The 20443-nt window shown below is 54.5% G+C and carries 16 protein-coding genes; 4 read left to right on the plus strand and 12 right to left on the minus strand.

What is annotated here, in order from left to right; genetic code table 11:
* Positions 1–38: 38 nt before the first annotated feature.
* From M495_RS20420 to M495_RS20430, 3 genes are all read right to left on the minus strand, one after another.
* Entirely contained in the window at positions 39–1319 is a 1281-nt protein-coding gene (locus tag M495_RS20420; protein ID WP_041414946.1) for a polysaccharide deacetylase family protein, read from the minus strand.
* 289 nt (positions 1320–1608) lie between these two features.
* A complete protein-coding gene (locus M495_RS20425; protein WP_020828572.1) occupies positions 1609–2379 on the minus strand; it encodes an ABC transporter permease in 771 nt (256 codons plus the stop codon).
* Positions 2376–3299 (minus strand): ABC transporter ATP-binding protein, encoded by a 924-nt coding sequence (locus tag M495_RS20430; protein ID WP_020828573.1) that lies wholly within the window; start codon positions 3297–3299, stop codon positions 2376–2378. Before M495_RS20430 ends, M495_RS20425 begins: the two co-directional genes overlap by 4 nt.
* A gap of 237 nt (positions 3300–3536) precedes the next feature.
* On the opposite strand from M495_RS20430, the gene can reads away from it, so the two are divergent.
* The gene (gene can, locus M495_RS20435) at positions 3537–4193 is read left to right on the plus strand and encodes a carbonate dehydratase (RefSeq protein WP_012146699.1); all 657 of its coding nucleotides are present in this window, start codon (positions 3537–3539) and stop codon (positions 4191–4193) included.
* A gap of 36 nt (positions 4194–4229) precedes the next feature.
* Here the strand turns inward: can and hpt are convergent, their stop codons facing one another.
* On the minus strand, positions 4230–4766 hold the full coding sequence (hpt, locus tag M495_RS20440; RefSeq protein ID WP_071827054.1) for a hypoxanthine phosphoribosyltransferase: 537 nt from the start codon (positions 4764–4766) through the stop codon (positions 4230–4232).
* A gap of 99 nt (positions 4767–4865) precedes the next feature.
* The gene (cueO, locus tag M495_RS20445) at positions 4866–6482 is read right to left on the minus strand and encodes a multicopper oxidase CueO (RefSeq protein ID WP_020828575.1); all 1617 of its coding nucleotides are present in this window, start codon (positions 6480–6482) and stop codon (positions 4866–4868) included.
* A 173-nt stretch (positions 6483–6655) separates the two neighbouring features.
* Between cueO and M495_RS20450 the strand changes: the two genes are divergently transcribed.
* From M495_RS20450 to speD, 3 genes are all read left to right on the plus strand, one after another.
* Entirely contained in the window at positions 6656–7003 is a 348-nt protein-coding gene (locus M495_RS20450; protein WP_041415681.1) for a YacC family pilotin-like protein, read from the plus strand.
* A 110-nt stretch (positions 7004–7113) separates the two neighbouring features.
* The gene (gene speE / locus M495_RS20455) at positions 7114–7977 is read left to right on the plus strand and encodes a polyamine aminopropyltransferase (RefSeq protein ID WP_041415683.1); all 864 of its coding nucleotides are present in this window, start codon (positions 7114–7116) and stop codon (positions 7975–7977) included.
* A gap of 27 nt (positions 7978–8004) precedes the next feature.
* The gene (gene speD, locus M495_RS20460) at positions 8005–8799 is read left to right on the plus strand and encodes an adenosylmethionine decarboxylase (RefSeq protein WP_020828578.1); all 795 of its coding nucleotides are present in this window, start codon (positions 8005–8007) and stop codon (positions 8797–8799) included.
* Between the two features lie 34 nt (positions 8800–8833).
* On the opposite strand, the gene yacL is transcribed toward speD, so the two are convergent.
* The 7 genes from yacL to pdhR form a co-directional block, all read right to left on the minus strand.
* On the minus strand, positions 8834–9196 hold the full coding sequence (gene yacL, locus M495_RS20465) for a protein YacL (RefSeq protein WP_020828579.1): 363 nt from the start codon (positions 9194–9196) through the stop codon (positions 8834–8836).
* A 139-nt stretch (positions 9197–9335) separates the two neighbouring features.
* Positions 9336–11933, minus strand: a complete 2598-nt coding sequence (acnB, locus tag M495_RS20470) for a bifunctional aconitate hydratase 2/2-methylisocitrate dehydratase (protein ID WP_020828580.1) — start codon at positions 11931–11933, stop codon at positions 9336–9338.
* A gap of 566 nt (positions 11934–12499) precedes the next feature.
* Positions 12500–12643 (minus strand): hypothetical protein, encoded by a 144-nt coding sequence (locus M495_RS25890; protein ID WP_153263149.1) that lies wholly within the window; start codon positions 12641–12643, stop codon positions 12500–12502.
* A 205-nt stretch (positions 12644–12848) separates the two neighbouring features.
* A complete protein-coding gene (lpdA, locus tag M495_RS20475; protein ID WP_020828582.1) occupies positions 12849–14273 on the minus strand; it encodes a dihydrolipoyl dehydrogenase in 1425 nt (474 codons plus the stop codon).
* A gap of 233 nt (positions 14274–14506) precedes the next feature.
* Positions 14507–16387, minus strand: coding sequence for a pyruvate dehydrogenase complex dihydrolipoyllysine-residue acetyltransferase (gene aceF / locus M495_RS20480; RefSeq protein ID WP_020828583.1), 1881 nt, complete (start codon positions 16385–16387; stop codon positions 14507–14509).
* Positions 16388–16401: 14 nt separating this feature from the next.
* Positions 16402–19065 (minus strand): pyruvate dehydrogenase (acetyl-transferring), homodimeric type, encoded by a 2664-nt coding sequence (aceE, locus tag M495_RS20485; protein ID WP_020828584.1) that lies wholly within the window; start codon positions 19063–19065, stop codon positions 16402–16404.
* 165 nt (positions 19066–19230) lie between these two features.
* Positions 19231–19995, minus strand: a complete 765-nt coding sequence (pdhR, locus tag M495_RS20490; protein WP_020828585.1) for a pyruvate dehydrogenase complex transcriptional repressor PdhR — start codon at positions 19993–19995, stop codon at positions 19231–19233.
* Positions 19996–20443: the final 448 nt, after the last annotated feature.

Genomic DNA, 20443 nt, shown 5'->3' on the forward strand with positions numbered 1-20443 from the left:
AGTCACAACGGGCGCCGTCGGCGCCCGTTTCTTCCTGATTACTGCACCACCAGCGTTCCCGGCTTGTTGGCGATTCTGTCCGCCATGGTCTGAATCGAGTCGGTGCGCAGAATGTACAACCGCTTCAGCGTATAGGGGTTGTCCCCCGGCTTCACTTTGCCCTGCACCGTGGTCACCGCCATATGGAAACCGGCATCCTTCGCCGCCTGTATCGCCCGTTGGTTATAGCCGCCAAACGGGTATGACACATACAGCACATGCGGATTAAACTGCGACAGCGCGCGGCGCGAGTGCTCAAAATCGAATTCTATGTTGTGTAGCGAACGGCTCAGCAGGATCGGCTGACGATTGCCGTCGGTACGATGCAGGAAATGCGTATGCGACTGCACGTCGAACACGTCCTGGATCTGCTTCAGTTCGGAAATGCTCATAAACTGCAGCGAATCAGGATTCCACTTTTGCGGGTGGCGCTTGATGCGTGAGGAAATAATAAACGCCGTGGCGCGGAAGCCGTAATTCTTCAATACCGGGTAAGCGTAACGGTAGACCGATTTCAGCCCGTCATCAAACGTCAGCACCACGGCCTTACCGGGCAGGTTGATCTGGTTGTTCAGATAGGCTTCCAACTGATACAGGGAAATCGTGTCGTAGCCCGCCTGCTTCAGGTAGGTCATCTGATTGCTGAACGCCACGTCGGAAGTGGTGGTCGAGGTATGGCGGAAACGCTTGTTCTCTTCGTTTTTCAGCAGGTGATGGTAGGTCAGCACCGGAATACCGGTGTCGATCTCGCAGTCCAGCTCACTGACATAACCCAGACGATCGCCAATGTTGATCTCATACCAGGTATTGTTGAGCCGATCCTTCAGCTTGCCGATAATCGGGTAGCGCAGATTCTCTTCCAGCACGCCAAACACATCACTGGCGTTATCCGCATCGGTATAGACGTTGATCGCCTTTTGAGTGATCAGGTTCTGGTTGGTCAGCGGCTTATTCAGCTCGCCAAGATCGTCCTTCACCTTGCGCGATTTTTTAAGATCACGCACATCGTCTTTATCGATAAACCCGGTGCCGTGACCGAATTTGAACTCGTAATACTCCGCATCCGCCGGGAACACCTGAATCAGCTGCCCCTGCTTCACTTCGCCGACCGGAATAACGTGTTCGCCAATCAGCGAATAAACCTCGCTGTCGCGCTGCGCTTCCATATATTCGGATTTAACGGCGCTGTCTTCCGACAACAAACTTGCCAGGCTGGCCGGGGAAGCAAACGACAACAGGATGCCGAGTACTCCAGCCGCTATCTTGTGTGTAGACCGCATGGTTATATTCTACTTACGAGTACGTAATACCCGTCGTATTTCAGAGCGCAGCGTTGTTACCTGCACTCGATCATCTCATGACTTACCTGAGGATGAGTGAGCTGGCCGCCTGGCTGCAACATGAAATTCATAGGGTATATAACAAAATGGAGAAAATGTGGAGCGTCAGCATAGCACGATTTGAACAGCGGGGAGAAAGGGGTTATTCGAGCAATTTTATTGATTTACGGGATGCTTGCCGCAGATTGATAAACGCGTCCCCGTACGTCTGCCCGGGGACGCCATACTATTAGGTGCGCAAACCGCGGCCGCGCTCGATCAGGAACCAGACCAGCAGATAGAACACCGCGATAAACGCCACTAGCACCGCCATGGTGAACGCCAACGGTACATCGCTGATACCCAGGAAACCGTAGCGGAAACCGCTGATCATATAGACGATCGGGTTCAGCTTGGACACCGCTTGCCAGAACGGCGGCAGCAGCGTCAGCGAGTAGAATACCCCGCCCAGGTAGGTCAACGGCGTCAGCACGAAGGTCGGGATCAGGCTGATATCGTCAAAGGTGGTGGCAAACACCGCGTTGATCAGGCCCGCCAACGAGAACAAGATCGCCGTCAGTAACAGCGTGACCACAATCACCCACCAGGCATGCACCTGCAGCGGCACAAAGAACAGCGAGATCACGGTCACCAACACGCCGACGCAGATACCCCGCGCCACACCGCCGCCGACGTAACCGGCAATCACCACGTGCGTCGGCACAGGAGCCACCAGCAGTTCTTCGATATTGCGCTGGAATTTGGCGCTGAAGAACGACGAGGCCACGTTGGCGTACGAGTTGGTGATCACCGCCATCATGATCAGGCCGGGAACGATAAACTGCATGTAATCGAAACCGTGCATTTCGCCGATACGTGAACCAATCAGGTTGCCGAAGATGATGAAATACAGCGTCATGGTGATCACCGGCGGCACCAGGGTCTGGATCCAGATACGGGCAAATCGGTTGATCTCTTTAGCCCAAATGCTCTGCAAAGCCACCCAATACAAACGCGTCATGCTTTTTCTCCATTACCGTTAACCAGGGTGACAAACAGCTCTTCCAGCCGGTTGGCCTTGTTACGCATGCTCAGGACCTGGACGCCCTGTGCGCTGAGCTGGGTAAACAGGCCGTTCAGGCCCTGCTCGCGCATCACTTCCACCTCCAGCGTCGAGGTGTCCGTCAGGCGATGACGGTAGCCGTCCAGCTTCGGCAGCGGGCTTTTCGCCGCCAGATCGAGGATAAAGGTTTCGGACTTCAGCTTGGCCAGCAGGCCTTTCATCGAGGTGTTCTCCACCAGATCACCGTTCTGGATAATACCGATATTGCGGCACAGCATTTCTGCTTCTTCCAGATAGTGAGTGGTGAGAATAATCGTGGTGCCCTGGGCGTTAAGCTCTTTCAGGAAGCCCCACATAGAGCGACGCAGCTCGATATCCACCCCGGCAGTCGGTTCATCGAGGATCAGCAGTTTTGGCTGATGCATCAAGGCCCGGGCGATCATCAAGCGGCGCTTCATGCCGCCGGACAACATGCGAGCGCGTTCTTCGCGCTTGCCCCACAAATCCAGCTGAGTCAGGTATTTTTCCGCACGAGCCAAGGCCTCGCGGCGGGTCACGCCATAGTAGCCCGCCTGATTGACCACAATCTGCATCACGGTTTCGAACGGGTTAAAGTTGAACTCCTGCGGTACCAGCCCGAGCTGACGCTTGGCGTTAACGATGTCTTTGTCGATGTCGTAGCCGAACACCCGTACGCTGCCGGAGGTTTTGTTAACCAACGAACTGATGATGCCGATGGTCGTGGATTTTCCGGCGCCGTTCGGCCCCAGCAGGGCATAGAAATCCCCCGCTTCGACATTGAGATCGATCCCGCGCAACGCCTTGACGCCACCGGCGTAAGTCTTGGTTAACTGCGCTAATTCCAGTGCATAATTCATAAGTTAAAAAGTACCTTGTGACGATGAGTATGCTGCTGCGTTTTTGTAATGAAGATGATCTTATCATCAGCAGCGTTTTCACTGAGGCAAATCCGTGCGGTATATTCAGGTTCCATCCCGCCATATTGAATAAAAAGTGGCCGAATATCGCCCGGCGCCACTGTTCCGATATCCAAATTGTGACGCTTGTCCTATATTACCCCAACGCAATCTGTTCGTTACAGGCCTATAACCGCCATGAAAGAGATCGAAAAGCTTATCGCCAATAACCACACCTGGTCAGCTAACATCAGCAAGGAAGACCCAAACTTTTTTGAACGCTTAGCACAGGCGCAAAAGCCCCGTTTTTTATGGATAGGTTGTTCTGATAGCCGCGTACCGGCGGAAAGACTGACCGGATTGGAGCCGGGTGAGCTGTTTGTTCACCGTAACGTGGCGAACCTGGTGATCCATACCGATTTAAACTGCCTGTCGGTGGTGCAATACGCCGTCGACGTGCTGGAAGTCGAGCATATTATTATCTGCGGTCACCTGGGCTGCGGCGGCGTGGAAGCGGCAGTCGAGAACCCGGAACTGGGGCTGATCAATAACTGGCTGCTGCACATTCGCGACCTGTGGTACAAACACAGCTCACTGCTGGGTGAACTGGAACCGGAACAACGTCTCGACGTGCTGTGTGAAATCAACGTTATTGAGCAGGTCTACAACCTGGGCCATTCCACCATCATGCAATCAGCATGGAAACGCGGCCAGAAAGTGATGATTCACGGTTGGGTGTACGGGATCCAGGACGGCCGCCTGCGCGATTTGGAAGTGGCTGCGACCAGCCGCGAAAGCCTGGAAATGGGCTATCGCAAAGCCATGGCCACGCTGCAACAGGATAAAGGCATCTAAAGCTCATAGGGCGCGGCATGCCGCGCCCACAGCAGTTTACTCGTCCAGCAGCACCACTTTGCCGACGTACGGCAAATGGCGGTAGCGCTGAGCGTAGTCAATGCCGTAACCCACCACGAATTCGTCCGGGATTGAGAAACCGACGTACTCAACCGGCACTTCCACTTCACGGCGTTCAGGCTTGTCCAACAGGGTGCAAATCGCCAAGGATTTCGGCCCACGCAGCGCCAGAATTTCACGCACTTTGTTCAGCGTATTGCCGGAGTCGATGATGTCTTCCACGATCAGCACGTCTTTGCCGCGGATATCTTCATCCAAATCCTTAAGGATTTTCACGTCGCGAGTCGTGGACATGCCGCTGCCGTAGCTGGAAGCGGTCATAAAGTCGACCTCATGCGGCACTTCGATGGTGCGACACAGATCGGCCATGAACATGAAGGAGCCGCGCAGCAGCCCGACCAGCACCATATCACTGCCGCTGTCGCGGTAATGTTCGGTGATCTGGCGGCCAAGTTCGGCAATACGGGTCTTAACTTCCTGCTCGGAAATCATTACGTCTACAGTGTGTTTCATAGTTTTCAGGTCAGTTGCCGGAAGAAGGGCGCAGAGTTTAGCATAGCCTGAAGCCGGTGGCGACGCGAGTGCGCCGCCACTTGAAAGACAACAGGGAGATCAGTCAGCTACCGTAAAGCCCATCATCATGCCGGTATCTTCGTGTTCCAGCAGATGACAGTGAGCCATATAGGCGTGATCGCTATTGGCCAGGTGATCAAAGCGCACCAACACTTCACTGCGCCAACCCTCTACGCGCACCGTATCTTTCCAGCCGCTGCGATGGGCCGCCGGCGGTTTACCGTTTTCCGACAGGATGCGGAATTGGGTGCCGTGAATATGGAACGGGTGCAGCATCATGTCACCTTCGCCGGAAAGGGTCCACTTTTCGTACTTGCCGCGTTTGGCTTCAAACATCGGCTTGGTCATGTCGAAGGCCTTGCCGTTGATCATATTGCCATGGCTGAAATCGAACGGCTTCGCGCCGTGATCCATGCCTTTCATATTGCCGTGGTCCATGCCCTTCATGCTGCCGTGATCCATCCCTTGCATACCGGACATATCACCGCTATTGCCCATGCCGCCGTGATCCATACTCATGCCGGCCATGGCCTGATGGCCATAGCGATCCATCAGCGCCTGCATACCCAGCTTATCCAACTGCGGGTTCATCATCAGCTGCAGCCAACGCTCCTGAATGCCGGTCACCGCAGGCAGCGCTGGCAGTTTCACCAAGCTGTCCGGCATCGTCTTGATGCCCTGCGCCAGCGAAGGCTGGATATGCAATACCGGCAGCGGCTGGTCGAACGGTGCCAGCGTCATGCCCATCTGTTTGACCGGCAGCGTGACGATATCGAAAGCTTTGCCGTCAGAGGCATCCACCAACACTTCGAAACGTTCGCCCATCAGCATCGGCAATTCGGTTAATTTGACCGGCTCGGCCAAAAAACCGCCGTCGCTGGCAATCACATAAAGTGGACGGTTATCGCTGGCGGCCAGGTTTAGCGAGCGTGCATTACAGCCATTGAGGAAACGCAGACGCAGCCAGCCGCGAGGGGCCACGTGGCGGGGATACTGAGCACCATTGGTGAACATACGGTCGCCGAACCAACCAACGGCAGCACTCATCACGTCCAGTTGGTATTCAATCTGCGCGTCCCTGCCCAGCCGCTTGTCCTGCAGGATCACCGGAATATCATCCTGCCCCCAGGTTTTCGGCAGCGGCAGCTTACTGCTTTCGTCATCTTCGAGCAGCACCAGCCCGGCCAAGCCCTTCATCACCTGCTGACCGGTCTTGCCGTGGGTGTGCGGATGGAACCAGCAGGTAGCTGCAGGCTGCTCGATAGTGAACTGCACCCTGCGCGTTGCGCCTGGCTGAATCAGCGCCTGCGGTCCACCGTCTACGTCACCGGGGATTTCCAGACCGTGCCAGTGAACGGTACTGGCTTCCGGCAACGCATTGCGGATATCCACCGTGACCGATTTGCCACGCTGTAGGCGCACCGCCGGCCCCAGCAACGCGCCATTAAAGCCCCAGGTTTGGGTCGCCTTGCCCGGCAGCCAGTTCACCTCACCGGTTTGCAGCGCCAGAGCAATGTTCCCTTGTGCGTCCGGCATCAGCAGTGGCGGGATCGGTAACGCCGGCAATTCAGCCGCCCACGCGCCCCGGCTCCACAACGGTAAAGCGCTTGCCGCGCCCAGCGCAGCGGTCAGTTTGATAAAATCACGGCGTAACATCGCTGACTCCCTTTTCTCAGTGATCTAACTCATCTAAACGTCAGCCTAAACCCTCCCCTTAGCGGAAGGTCAAGCCTTTGCTGCCGGTTATGCTACCTGTGAGTAATAAAATTTGGTGCCTTTACAGGCAAGTGTGATAACGTCTGTAGACAACAAACAGGTCTATTTTCATGATGAAAAAAACAAGTTTACTGGTGCTGTTGCTCACCATGCTGGGGTTCTCCAACGCCAGTCTGGCGCTGAATGAGTCCGAAGCGGAAGATCTGGCCGATCTGACGGCGGTGTTTATTTATTTGAAAAACGATTGCGGCTACAACGACTTGCCCAATGCGCAAATCAAACGCGCCATCGTTTATTTCGCGCAGCAAAACCGTTGGGATCTGACCAACTATAATAGTTTTAATATGAAGGCTCTGGGTGAAGACAGCTATCGCGATCTCAGTGGTATCGCCATTCCTACCCCGAACAAATGCAAATCTCTGGCACGCGACTCGCTAAGCCTGCTGGCCTACGCTAACTAATCCCCCCGCCTTCCGCTATCTCTGTTTGAAATTCAGCCGTGCATCACCAGGCAGAGTTAGCTATGATGTTGCGCCAATTTTTCATGGCTGTTATTACGGAGTTCCCGCACATGACCCAGAAAGAAATTTGGTATGAAACACTGCATGCCAACTTCGGCCAGTACTTCTCGGTAGAGAACGTGCTGTATCGTGAGAAGACCGAGCATCAGGATTTGGTGATTTTTGAAAACCCGGTTCTGGGGCGCGTTATGGCGCTCGACGGCGTGGTGCAAACCACCGAGCGCGATGAGTTCATCTATCACGAGATGATGACCCACATACCGCTGCTGGCTCACGGTCAGGCGAAGAAAATCCTGATCATCGGCGGTGGCGACGGCGCTATGCTGCGCGAAGTCAGCCGTCATCAGGGCGTTGAACAAATCACCATGGTCGAGATCGACGCCGGCGTGGTGGAATTCTGCCGCCAATACCTGCCTAATCACAATGCCGGTGCTTACGACGATCCACGCTTTAAGCTGGTGATCGACGACGGCGTCAACTTTGTTAATCAGACCGATGAAAAATTCGATGTGATTATCTCTGACTGCACCGATCCTATCGGCCCCGGCGAAAGCCTGTTCACCTCGGCATTCTACGAAGGCTGTGCACGCTGCCTGAACGAGGGCGGCATTTTTGTTGCGCAGAACGGCGTGTGCTTCCTGCAGCAAGACGAAGCGGTCAATAGCCACACCAAGCTGAGCCAATACTTCAAGGACGTCAGTTTCTACCAGGCGGCGATCCCGACTTATTACGGCGGCATTATGACTTTCGCCTGGGCCAGCCAAAACCCGGCACTGCGTCAGCTCGACTTGCCAACGCTGCAACATCGCTTTCATCAAAGCGGCTTAAACTGTCGTTATTATAACCCGGCAATTCACGCGGGCAGCTTTGCACTGCCGCAGTATTTGCTCGACGCACTGAACGTTTCACGTTAAGCGAGAAGATAAAGGAGGTGAACCAAATTGCATAAGCTAAAACTGCACGGCTTCAACAACCTGACCAAAAGCCTGAGTTTTTGTATTTACGATATTTGTTACGCCAAAACCGCGGACGACCGCGCTGGCTATATCGCCTACATTGACGAACAATACAACGCCAACCGCCTGACCGAGATCCTCAGCGAGACCTGCTCGATCATTGGCGCCAATATTCTCAACATCGCACGTCAGGACTACGAGCCTCAGGGCGCCAGCGTCACCATTCTGGTCAGCGAAGAGCCGGTCGACCCGGACGATGTCGATACTTCAGAACACCCGGGCCCACTGTCAAAGACGGTAGTCGCACATCTGGACAAGAGCCACATCTGCGTTCATACCTATCCGGAGAGCCATCCGGAAGGCGGTCTTTGCACCTTCCGCGCCGATATCGAAGTGTCCACCTGCGGCGTGATTTCACCGCTTAAAGCGTTGAATTATCTGATCCACCAGTTGGAATCTGACATCGTCACCATGGATTACCGCGTGCGCGGTTTTACCCGCGACGTAAACGGCTTGAAGCATTACATCGATCATGAGATCAACTCGATCCAGAACTTTATGTCTGATGATATGAAGGCGCTGTACCACATGATGGACGTGAATGTTTATCAGGAAAACATCTTCCATACCAAGATGTTGCTGAAGGATTTCGATCTGAAGCACTACCTGTTTAACGCCAAACCGGACGCGCTGAGCGAAGCCGAGCGTAAAGAGATTACCGATCTGCTGTGGAAAGAGATGCAGGAAATCTATTACGGCCGCAATATTCCGCATCTGTAATCTGTATCGGGCGCGGCACGCCGCGCCCTTACGTTCAGTATTTCAGCATAAAAGAACGGTAGGCCTTCAATACCTGCAAAAAGTCTTCGACGCCGCAGAATGAGAGGCTTTCTTCGTCATAGTAATTCATCCCCTCCTCCATCTCGTCGCCCTCGAACTCCAGCAGGTTAGCGCGGATCATCACTTCCTCCCCGTCCATCAGCAACGTGTATTCATGACCTTCCAGCTGCCATTGACGCTCGCTGCCCTTCACTTGCGCCGCACCGGCTTCGATGCGATCGAGCAGGTTGAAGTCGCCTTTGAGTTCTTCGTTGATCCAGTGGCCAATCGCCTCATGCCCCATCGAAAATCTGACCACCACCTGACCGGTAACGTCACGCAGAAATTCGTAATCCATAGCACGCCCTCCTGAGCCCTTTCTCTTAGTGTAAACATTAATTCATGACTAACTCAGTGAGCGCTCGCAAAGTTGGCAACTGAGAAAAATAAAACGGGAGGCCAAGGCCTCCCGTTAAACAGTTGCGCAATATAGCGACTTAAACAGCGGTTTGGAAGATCACGCCGTCGGCTTTTTCCGTGTACTGACCCAGTTGGTCAAAGTTCAGATAACGGTAGGTATCCGCCGCTGACTTATCGACCTGTGCCATGTACGTCTGGTACTCGTCCGGTGTTGGCAGACGACCCAGCAGCGAAGCCACCGCCGCCAGCTCTGCAGAAGCCAGATACACGTTGGCACCGGTCCCCAGACGGTTCGGGAAGTTACGGGTCGAGGTGGAAACCACCGTCGCGCCGTCGGCCACGCGCGCCTGGTTGCCCATGCACAGTGAACAACCCGGGATCTCGATACGTGCACCGCTCTTGCCAAATACGCTGTAGTAGCCTTCTTCGGTCAACTGAGCCGCATCCATCTTGGTTGGCGGAGCCACCCACAGACGGGTCGGCAACTGGCCTTTGTGCTGATCCAGCAGCTTGCCGGCCGCGCGGAAGTGGCCGATGTTGGTCATGCAGGAACCGATAAACACTTCATCGATCTTGCTGTTGGCCACGTCGGACAACAGACGCGCGTCATCCGGATCGTTTGGTGCACACAGGATTGGCTGAGTGATCTCTGCCAGATCGATGTCGATCACCGCAGCGTATTCTGCATCCGCATCGCCTTCCAGCAGTTGCGGATCCGCCAGCCATTTTTGCATGCCCTGAATACGACGCTCCAGGGTACGACGGTCGCCGTAGCCTTCGGAGATCATCCACTTGAGCAGCACGATGTTAGAGTTCAGATACTCTTCAATCGGTGCCTTATCCAGCTTGATGGTACAGCCGGCAGCGGAACGTTCGGCCGAAGCGTCAGTCAGTTCGAATGCCTGCTCGACTTTCAGATCCGGCAAGCCTTCGATCTCCAGAATGCGGCCGGAGAAGATGTTCTTCTTGCCCTTCTTCTCTACGGTCAGCAGGCCCTGCTGGATGGCGTAGTAAGGGATTGCGTGTACCAGGTCACGCAGAGTAATGCCAGGCTGCATCTTGCCTTTGAAGCGCACCAGGACAGACTCTGGCATATCCAGCGGCATCACACCGGTAGCGGCGGCAAAGGCAACCAGGCCGGAACCCGCTGGGAAGGAGATACCGATTGGGAAACGGGTGTGGGAGTCACCGCCGGTGCCTACGGTATCCGGCAGCAGCATACGGTTCAGCCAGGAGTGAATAACGCCATCACCCGGACGCAGCGACACGCCGCCACGGTTCATGATGAAGTCCGGCAGCGTGTGGTGGGTCGTCACGTCAACCGGTTTCGGGTACGCAGCGGTGTGACAGAACGACTGCATCACCAGATCGGCGGAGAAGCCCAGGCAAGCCAGATCTTTCAGCTCGTCACGGGTCATCGGGCCGGTAGTGTCCTGTGAACCGACAGAGGTCATCTTGGGCTCGCAGTATTCGCCCGGGCGCACGCCGGCAACGCCACAGGCGCGGCCAACCATTTTCTGCGCCAGGGAGAAGCCTTTGCTGCTGACAGCCACTTCTTTGGCAATGCGGAACACGTCGCTGTGCGGCAGGCCCAGCGCTTCACGCGCTTTGGTAGTCAGGCCACGACCGATGATCAGCGGAATACGGCCACCGGCACGCACTTCGTCGAGCAGTACGTCGGTCTTCAGTTCGAAGTTGGCAATCAGCTCATCGGTTTCGTGGTTACGCACTTCACCCTTGTACGGGTAAATGTCGATCACGTCGCCCATGTTCAGGTCATTGACGTCCACTTCAATCGGCAATGCACCGGCATCTTCCATGGTGTTGAAGAAGATAGGTGCGATTTTACCGCCCAGCACTACACCGCCACCGCGCTTGTTAGGCACGTAAGGGATATCGTCGCCCATAAACCACAGCACCGAGTTGGTGGCGGATTTACGAGAAGAACCGGTGCCGACAACGTCACCGACGTAAGCCAGCGGGAAACCTTTCTTGTTCAGCAGTTCGATTTGCTTGATAGGCCCAACGCTGCCCGGCTGATCCGGCACTATGCCTTCACGTTCGTTTTTCAGCATCGCCAGGGCGTGCAGTGGGATATCCGGGCGTGACCAGGCATCCGGTGCCGGCGACAGGTCATCGGTGTTGGTTTCACCGGTGACTTTGAATACGGTAACGGTGATTTTTTCCGCCAGTTGCGGACGAGACAGATACCACTCGGCATCGGCCCAGGACTGCATAATCTGCTTGGCGTGCGGGTTACCCGCTTTGGCTTTTTCTTCCACGTCGTAGAAGTTGTCGAACATCAGCAGCGTATGGGACAGCGCTTTGGCGGCAATCGCAGCCAATTTTTCGTTATCCAGCGCGTCGATCAGCGGATGAATGTTATAGCCACCTTGCATGGTGCCTAACAGCTCTACGGCTTTCTCGGGGGTAATCAGGGGGGAGGTCGCTTCGCCTTTGGCGATGGCTGCCAGGAAACCGGCTTTTACATAGGCGGCTTCGTCGACGCCCGGTGGCACACGGTTAATCAGCAGGTCTAACAGGAATTCTTCTTCGCCTTTTGGCGGATTCTTTAATGATTCAACCAGCGCTGCCATTTGGGTGGCGTCTAACGGCTTAGGGACGATGCCCTCTGCAGCACGCTCGGCTACGTGCTTACGGTATTCTTCTAGCACGACATTCTCCTCGCTCTCATTGTCATTTATTGTGCCTGGCGTTCTCTATTCAAACCGGGTTTAGCGCACGGTGTTGATGCCATTGATCCTGACGGGGCACTGCTGTCGATGTCCTGGACTGTAAGTACAGTGCCCGGTTCCGCTCAGCCAGCATATCAGGATTTGAATTGGTTGTTAATTCGTTCACATAAAAGCAACATTAAATCTTTGCTGAATCGTTGAGCGCAGTGTAATCGGCTGCGACACAGGCCCGACGGGGCTACAGAGAGGTTCCGTTCCCAACATACATCAGCCTGACGAGCACAACATAATACCCACTCACTTACAATGGCTATTAGTCGCGAATAGTAAAATTTGAGAGCGGAAGGCACAAAAAAACCGCCATTAAGGCGGTTCTGTTGTTCCGTTCGGTGTTAGCAGGCACCTCACGGATTTCTTACATCGTTAAGAACGATACAAGCGCCACAAAGCAGGGACATTGTGCGCAACGATGATTAAAAAATCAACAAAAAGAATGTCTGAAAATTCATTTCAACGTAATATTTAGCCGGGTCTGTTCTGCCGGTTTAGCAGTCGGTCATCGGGCTTGAGAACAGTGCTGCAACAACTGCGATACAGGCGCCACAAAGCGCTTGTTCCGCCGGGATTTTTCCGGTGAAGTCGCGGTGGTCGTGGTTCCACAAGGATCGCGCAATGAAAGGGAGTTCCATGTTTATCCTGCTCATTGTACTGGGATCGGCGTTTGGCGTGAGCAAAGGCGGTTGGTCGGTTAACGGCAACAGCCTCACGTTCAACGTGATATTCCAGAACAAGTAAGCTACTGGCCGCTCATCGAGCGGCCTTTTACCTGGATGCCGCGCATAAAAAAACGGCCCCTTTTCAGGAGCCGCTTATTCACCTTTCAAACCAGCAGAATTACTTCTTCTTGGCTTTCGGGTTAGGCAGATCGGTGATGCTGCCTTCAAAGATCTCTGCCGCCAAGCCTACGGATTCGTGCAGGGTTGGGTGAGCATGGATAGTCAGCGCGATGTCTTCTGCGTCGCAACCCATCTCGATAGCCAGACCGATTTCACCCAACAGCTCGCCACCGTTGGTGCCGACAATCGCGCCACCGATGATACGGTGAGTTTCTTTGTCGAAAATCAGTTTGGTCATGCCGTCTGCGCAGTCGGAAGCGATAGCACGGCCAGAAGCTGCCCACGGGAAGGTGGAAGTTTCGTAGCTGATGCCTTTTTCTTTCGCTTCTTTCTCGGTCAGACCCACCCAGGCAACTTCCGGCTCGGTGTAAGCGATCGATGGGATCACTTTCGGGTCGAAGTAGTGCTTCATGCCGGCAATAACTTCAGCGGCAACGTGGCCTTCATGCACGCCTTTGTGCGCCAGCATCGGTTGACCGACGATGTCGCCGATAGCGAAGATGTGCGGCACGTTGGTACGCAGCTGTTTGTCGACGTTGATGAAGCCACGCTCGTCAACTTCCACACCGGCTTTACCCGCTTCAAGCAGCTTACCGTTCGGCACGCGGCCGATAGCCACCAGCACCGCGTCATAACGCTGTGGTTCTGCAGGCGCTTTTTTGCCTTCCATAGTGACATAGATGCCGTCTTCTTTGGCTTCTACCGCGGTCACTTTGGTTTCCAGCATCAGGTTGAACTGCTTGCTGATACGCTTGGTGAAGACTTTCACCACGTCTTTGTCAGCCGCCGGGATCACCTGGTCAAACATTTCGACAACGTCGATCTGTGAACCCAGCGCATGGTATACGGTGCCCATTTCCAGGCCGATGATACCGCCGCCCATAACCAGCAGACGCTCTGGGACAGTTTTCAGTTCCAGTGCATCGGTAGAGTCCCACACGCGTGGATCTTCATGAGGAATGAATGGCAGTTGGATCGGACGAGAACCTGCAGCGATGATGGCATTGTCGAAGTTGATGGTGGTTGGACCATTTTCGCCTTCAACAACCAGGGTGTTAGCGCCGGTGAACTTGCCCAGGCCGTTAACCACTTTCACTTTACGGCCTTTAGCCATGCCAGCCAGACCGCCGGTCAGCTGATTGATGACTTTTTCTTTCCAGACGCGCACTTTGTCGATGTCAGTTTTCGGCTCGCCGAAAACGATGCCGTGCTCGGCCAGCGCCTTGGCTTCTTCGATCACTTTGGCTACGTGCAGCAGTGCTTTGGAAGGGATACATCCCACGTTCAGGCAAACACCGCCCAGCGTGGAATAACGTTCAACCAGAACGGTTTCAAGACCTAAGTCAGCGCAACGAAAGGCAGCAGAGTAACCTGCCGGGCCCGCCCCAAGTACCACGACCTGAGTTTTAATTTCAGTACTCATCATGACCTCTTAATTGATTGTCCGGCGGGTCAGACGTCATTTTTATTGCTAATCGATCTCATAACGCCCTTCATCCACCGGGACGCTTACACCGCGAGCAGTTTACAGAATTGTTAATAATCTGCAAAGCGTGTTCGAGTGACCCGTGTCTCAACAATTTTGTCGAGTCGTGCAAAAACCGACAAAACTGCTACAGAAGCGATAAGGGCGCAGCATGCTGCGCCCTTTTTTCATTACATCACCATACGGCGGATATCAGCCAGCATGTTGTTGATGATGGTAATAAAGCGCGCACCATCTGCACCATCGATAACACGGTGGTCGAAGGAGAGCGACATTGGCATCATCAGGCGCGGCACGAACTCTTTACCGTTCCAGACTGGCTCCATAGCAGACTTGGAGACACCCAGGATAGCCACTTCCGGCGCGTTCACAATCGGTGCGAAGTGAGTTGTCCCGATACCGCCCAGGCTGGAGATGGTGAAACAGCCACCCTGCATTTCGCCGGCGGTCAGTTTACCGTCACGCGCTTTTTTGGAGATAGCCATCAGCTCACGGGACAGTTCAGTGATGCTCTTCTTGTTCACATCTTTGAATACCGGAACCACCAGGCCGTTTGGCGTATCAACCGCAACACCGACGTTGATGTACTTTTTCAGCGTCAGCTTCTGACCATCTTCGGACAGAGAGCTGTTGAAACGCGGCATCTGCTCCAGAGCGGCAGCAACGGCTTTCATGATGAACACCACCGGGGTGAACTTCACATCCAGCTTACGCTTGGCCGCTTCTTCGTTCTGCTGCTTGCGGAAAGCTTCCAGATCGGTGATGTCGGTTTTGTCGAAGTGAGTCACGTGCGGGATCATCACCCAGTTACGGCTCAGGTTGGCACCCGAGATTTTCTGGATGCGGCCCAGTTCAACTTCTTCGATCTCACCGAACTTGCTGAAGTCCACTTTCGGCCATGGCAGCATGCCTGGCAGACCGCCACCGGCAGCAGCAGCTGGCGCCGCTTCTGCACGTTTGACCGCGTCTTTCACGTAAGTCTGAACGTCTTCGCGCAGGATGCGGCCTTTACGACCGGTGCCTTTCACTTTCGCCAGGTTTACGCCGAACTCACGCGCCAGGCGGCGGATGACCGGAGTGGCATGCACATAAGCGTCGTTCTCGGCGAACTCACCTTTGGCAGCTGGAGCAGCCTGTTTGGCTGGTGCCGCGCTGGCAGCCGGTGCCGGCGCTGCTTCTGCTTTTTGAGCAGGAGCAGCCGCTGGTGCAGCGCCTTCAACTTCGAACACCATGATCAGGGAGCCGGTTTTCACTTTATCGCCGGCGCTGATTTTGATTTCTTTCACGGTACCTGCGAACGGTGCCGGCACTTCCATAGAAGCCTTGTCACCTTCAACGGTGATCAGTGACTGCTCAGCGGCAACTTTGTCGCCCACTTTCACCATCACTTCGGTCACTTCTACTTCATCGCCACCGATATCCGGTACGGCAACGTCTTTGGCCGCAGAGGCAGCCGGTGCCGCTGGAGCAGCAGGCGTTTCAGTCGCAGCCGGAGCGGCAGCAGAAGCTGCGCCAGCCACTTCGAATACCATGATCAGAGAACCGGTGGTGACTTTGTCGCCAGTGCCGATTTTGATCTCTTTCACGGTGCCTGCGAACGGTGCAGGGACTTCCATGGAAGCCTTGTCGCCTTCAACGGTGATCAGGGACTGCTCGGCTTCCACCTTGTCGCCCACTTTCACCAGGATCTCGGTCACTTCTACTTCGTCGGCACCGATGTCCGGAACGGCAACGTCTTTGGCAGCCGCGGCAGCCGGAGCAGCGGGTGCTGCAGCCGGTTTTTCTTCAGCTTTGGCAGCAGGTGCGGCCTGAGCCGCCCCTTCCGCTTCAAAGATCATCAGCAGTTTGCCGGTTTCGGTTTTATCACCGACGGCAACTTTGATCTCTTTAACCACACCCGCCTGCGGGGAAGGGACTTCCATGGAAGCTTTGTCACCTTCAACGGTGATCAGCGATTGTTCAGCTTCAACTTTATCGCCCACTTTCACCAGAATCTCGGTGATTTCCACTTCGTCTGCACCGATGTCCGGTACTTTGATTTCGATAGACATTTCTTCTGTACCTCTTATGCCAGACGCGGGTTAACTTTTTCTGGGTTGATGTCGAATTTCTTAATCGCATCAGCTACCACAGAAGCTTCAATTTCACCGCGTTTAGCCAGTTCACCCAGTGCAGCAACCACAACGTAAGAAGCGTCAACTTCAAAGTGGTGGCGCAGGTTTTCGCGGCTGTCTGAACGACCGAAGCCGTCAGTACCCAGAACGCGATAGTCGCTGGCTGGAACGTAAGTACGAACCTGTTCTGCAAACAGCTTCATGTAGTCGGTAGACGCAACCGCCGGCGCATCGTTCATCACCTGAGCAATGTACGGTACACGTGGAGTTTCGGTTGGGTGCAGCATGTTCCAACGCTCGCAGTCCTGGCCATCACGCGCCAGTTCAGTGAAGGAAGTCACGCTGTAGATGTCAGAACCCACGCCGTAATCGTCTGCCAGGATCTTCGCCGCTTCACGTACGTGACGCAGGATAGAACCTGAACCCAGCAACTGAACCTTGCCTTTGCTGCCTGCCAGAGTGTCCAGCTTGTAGATACCTTTGCGGATACCTTCTTCTGCGCCCTGCGGCATGGCCGGCATGTGGTAGTTTTCGTTCAGCGTGGTGATGTAGTAGTAGACGTTTTCTTGCGCGTCGCCGTACATGCGGACCAGACCGTCATGCATGATCACTGCCACTTCGTATGCATAAGCTGGATCGTAAGAGATACAGTTAGGGATAGTCAGAGACTGAATGTGGCTGTGGCCGTCTTCGTGCTGCAGACCTTCACCGTTCAGGGTGGTACGGCCTGAAGTACCGCCGATCAGGAAGCCGCGCGCCTGTTGGTCGCCTGCTGCCCAGCACAGGTCACCGATACGCTGGAAACCGAACATCGAGTAGTAGATGTAGAACGGAATCATCGGCAGATCGTTGGTGCTGTAGGAAGTCGCTGCGGCCAGCCATGAAGATGCTGCGCCCAGTTCGTTGATGCCTTCCTGCAGGATCTGACCTTTTTCGTCTTCTTTGTAGTAAGCAACCTGCTCACGGTCCTGCGGGGTATATTGCTGACCGTTCGGGCTGTAGATACCGATCTGACGGAACAGACCTTCCATACCGAAGGTACGCGCTTCGTCAGCGATGATTGGAACCAGACGATCTTTGATCGACTTGTTCTTCAGCATCACGTTCAGGGCACGCACGAAGGCGATGGTGGTGGAGATTTCTTTGTTCTGCTCTTCCAGCAGTGAGCTGAAGTCTTCCAGAGCCGGCATTTCCAGCTTCTGGGTGAAGGCTGGCAGACGGGTCGGTACATAACCTTTCAGCGCCTGACGGCGTTCGTGCAGGTATTTGTACTCTTCAGAGTCTTTCTCGAAGGTGATGTACGGCAGTTTTTCGATGTCGGCATCGGCAACTGGCACATTGAAACGATCGCGGAAGTGGTGAACCCCTTCCATGTTCATTTTCTTCACCTGGTGAGCGATGTTTTTACCTTCCGCGGTTTCACCCATGCCGTAACCTTTAATGGTATGGGCCAGGATAACGGTTGGTTTGCCTTGGGTGTCCTGCGCTTTTTTCAGTGCAGCGAAGACTTTCTTCGGATCGTGACCACCGCGGTTCAGCGCCCAGATTTCGTCGTCGGTCATGTCTTTGACCAGAGCGGCGGTTTCCGGGAAGCGGCCGAAGAAGTGCTCACGTACGTAAGCGCCGTCTTTGGATTTGAAGGTCTGGTAGTCGCCGTCCAGGGTTTCGTTCATCAGCTGGATCAGCTTGCCGCTGGTGTCTTTACGCAGCAGTTCGTCCCAACGACCACCCCAAATCACTTTCAGTACCTGCCAGCCTGCGCCGGAGAAGATACCTTCCAGTTCATTGATGATCTTGCCGTTACCGGTGACTGGGCCGTCCAGACGTTGCAGGTTGCAGTTGATGACGAACACCAGGTTGTCCAGCTTCTCACGGGTAGCGATGGTGATCGCACCTTTGGATTCCGGCTCATCCATCTCACCGTCGCCCAGGAAGGCGTAAACGGTTTGAGCAGAGGTGTTCTTCAGGCCACGGTGTTCCAGATATTTCAGGAACTTCGCCTGGTAGATGGCGCTGATTGGGCCCAGGCCCATGGAAACGGTCGGGAACTGCCAGAATTCAGGCATCAGTTTAGGATGCGGGTAAGAAGACAGGCCTTTACCGTGAACTTCCTGACGGAAGTTGTTCATTTGGTCTTCGGTCAAGCGGCCTTCAAGGAAGGCACGTGCGTAAACGCCCGGAGAGATGTGGCCCTGGAAGTAAACCAGATCGCCGCCGTCTTGCTCGTTGCGTGCACGGAAGAAGTGGTTGAAGCAGACTTCATAGAAGGTCGCGGAAGATTGGAAGGAAGCCATGTGGCCGCCCAGGTCCAGATCTTTCTTGGAAGCGCGCAGCACGGTCATTACCGCGTTCCAGCGGATAGCGCTGCGGATACGACGCTCAAGATCCAGGTTACCAGGGTAAGCAGGTTCGTCTTCCACCGCGATGGTGTTGACGTAGTTGTGAGCCGCAGCACCGGCTGCAACGCTAACACCGCCTTTACGGGCTTCACCCAATACCTGATCAATCAGAAACTGAGCTCGCTCAACACCCTCTTCACGGATGACCGATTCGATCGCCTGCAGCCAGTCGCGGGTTTCGATCGGATCCACGTCATTGTTTAAACGTTCTGACATGGTGGTATTCCTTATCTGTCTAATGGTTTGTTTTGGAGCCTGTCTTCCTGTGTTCTGAGGCAAAACACACGAAGACAGGCCCATCAGTTTAGTTGCCGCTTAAATGCTTAACTAAGCACTTCGAACGAAAGCTCCGCAGGCTGGTGTGCCCTGAAGAGAACGCTCTTAATCCTTGCGTTGCTGGAGACGCCGTAGCGATCTCTCGCGCCGAGTATGCTCCCGGCTGAGATCCAGCAAGATTTCCTCGATAAACGCCAAATGGCGGTGCGAGGCTTCACGGGCCTTTTCCGGCTCGCGTGCCACAATCGCCTCAAAAATTCCGGCGCGGTGGCTGCTCACCTTTGCCAACATCTCACGGCGCGAGTAGAGCAATTCAAAGTTCTGACGTACGTTCTGTTCCAGCATCGGCCCCATGCAGCGTAGCAGGTGAAGTAACACAACGTTGTGGGCAGCTTCGGTCACGGCGATTTGATACTGCATGACCGCATCGGCTTCGGCGTCGAGATCGCCGCTTTCCTGGGCCTGCTGGATCACAATGTGGCAATCGCGGATGCGCGCCAGATCTTCGTCGGTGCCGCGCAACGCCGCGTAATAGGCAGCAATACCTTCGAGGGCATGACGGGTTTCCAACAGATCGAATTGTGATTCAGGGTGGTCGGCCAACAGTTCAGCCAGAGGATCGCTGAAGCTCTGCCACAGATTAGTTTGCACAAAGGTACCACCGCCCTGACGGCGCAGGAGCAGCCCTTTGGCTTCCAGGCGCTGGATGGCCTCTCTCAGAGAAGGACGGGAAACATCAAATTGTTTCGCCAGCTCGCGCTCCGGTGGCAGTTTTTCGCCTGGACGCAGTGTTCCCTCGAGGATCAGGTGTTCGAGCTGCTGCTCGATAACATCTGACAACTTGGGTTGGCGGATTTTGCTGTAGGCCATGGGTGAATTCTTCTCTGCGAATGGCGCGGAGTCAATTGGTAATACCAATTTCAAAAACGTGACGGTAAAGTAACAAAGTATTCACCTCCTGTCCATATGGGCCTTGATCGAAATCAGGTTACCCGCACATTTTAACACCTCAATACCAGAGCTGCTGCAAACCGCTAACGCACGCTTGGTAATACCATTTACGAGGTAGGTTTTTGATTTAACTTTTGCGAAACCTGCCGTCAGGCAGACTGAAGCATCAAAGGCAGGATTTTATTGCATGTTTATTAAGCTTTAACGAATAGCTATTTGCAGCGCATAAGGTGCGCTCAACCGGTCAATATTTCGCCGAACCAAAGCGACCAGCGCTAAATTATTTTTGCGCATTATGTGATTTGCTGCTTATTTCATGCACTGAATCCCCCCTGCCGTCACACAACCCGCATTTTGTTTCCTAAAC

Source organism: Serratia liquefaciens ATCC 27592, assembly GCF_000422085.1.
Taxonomy (GTDB): domain Bacteria; phylum Pseudomonadota; class Gammaproteobacteria; order Enterobacterales; family Enterobacteriaceae; genus Serratia; species Serratia liquefaciens.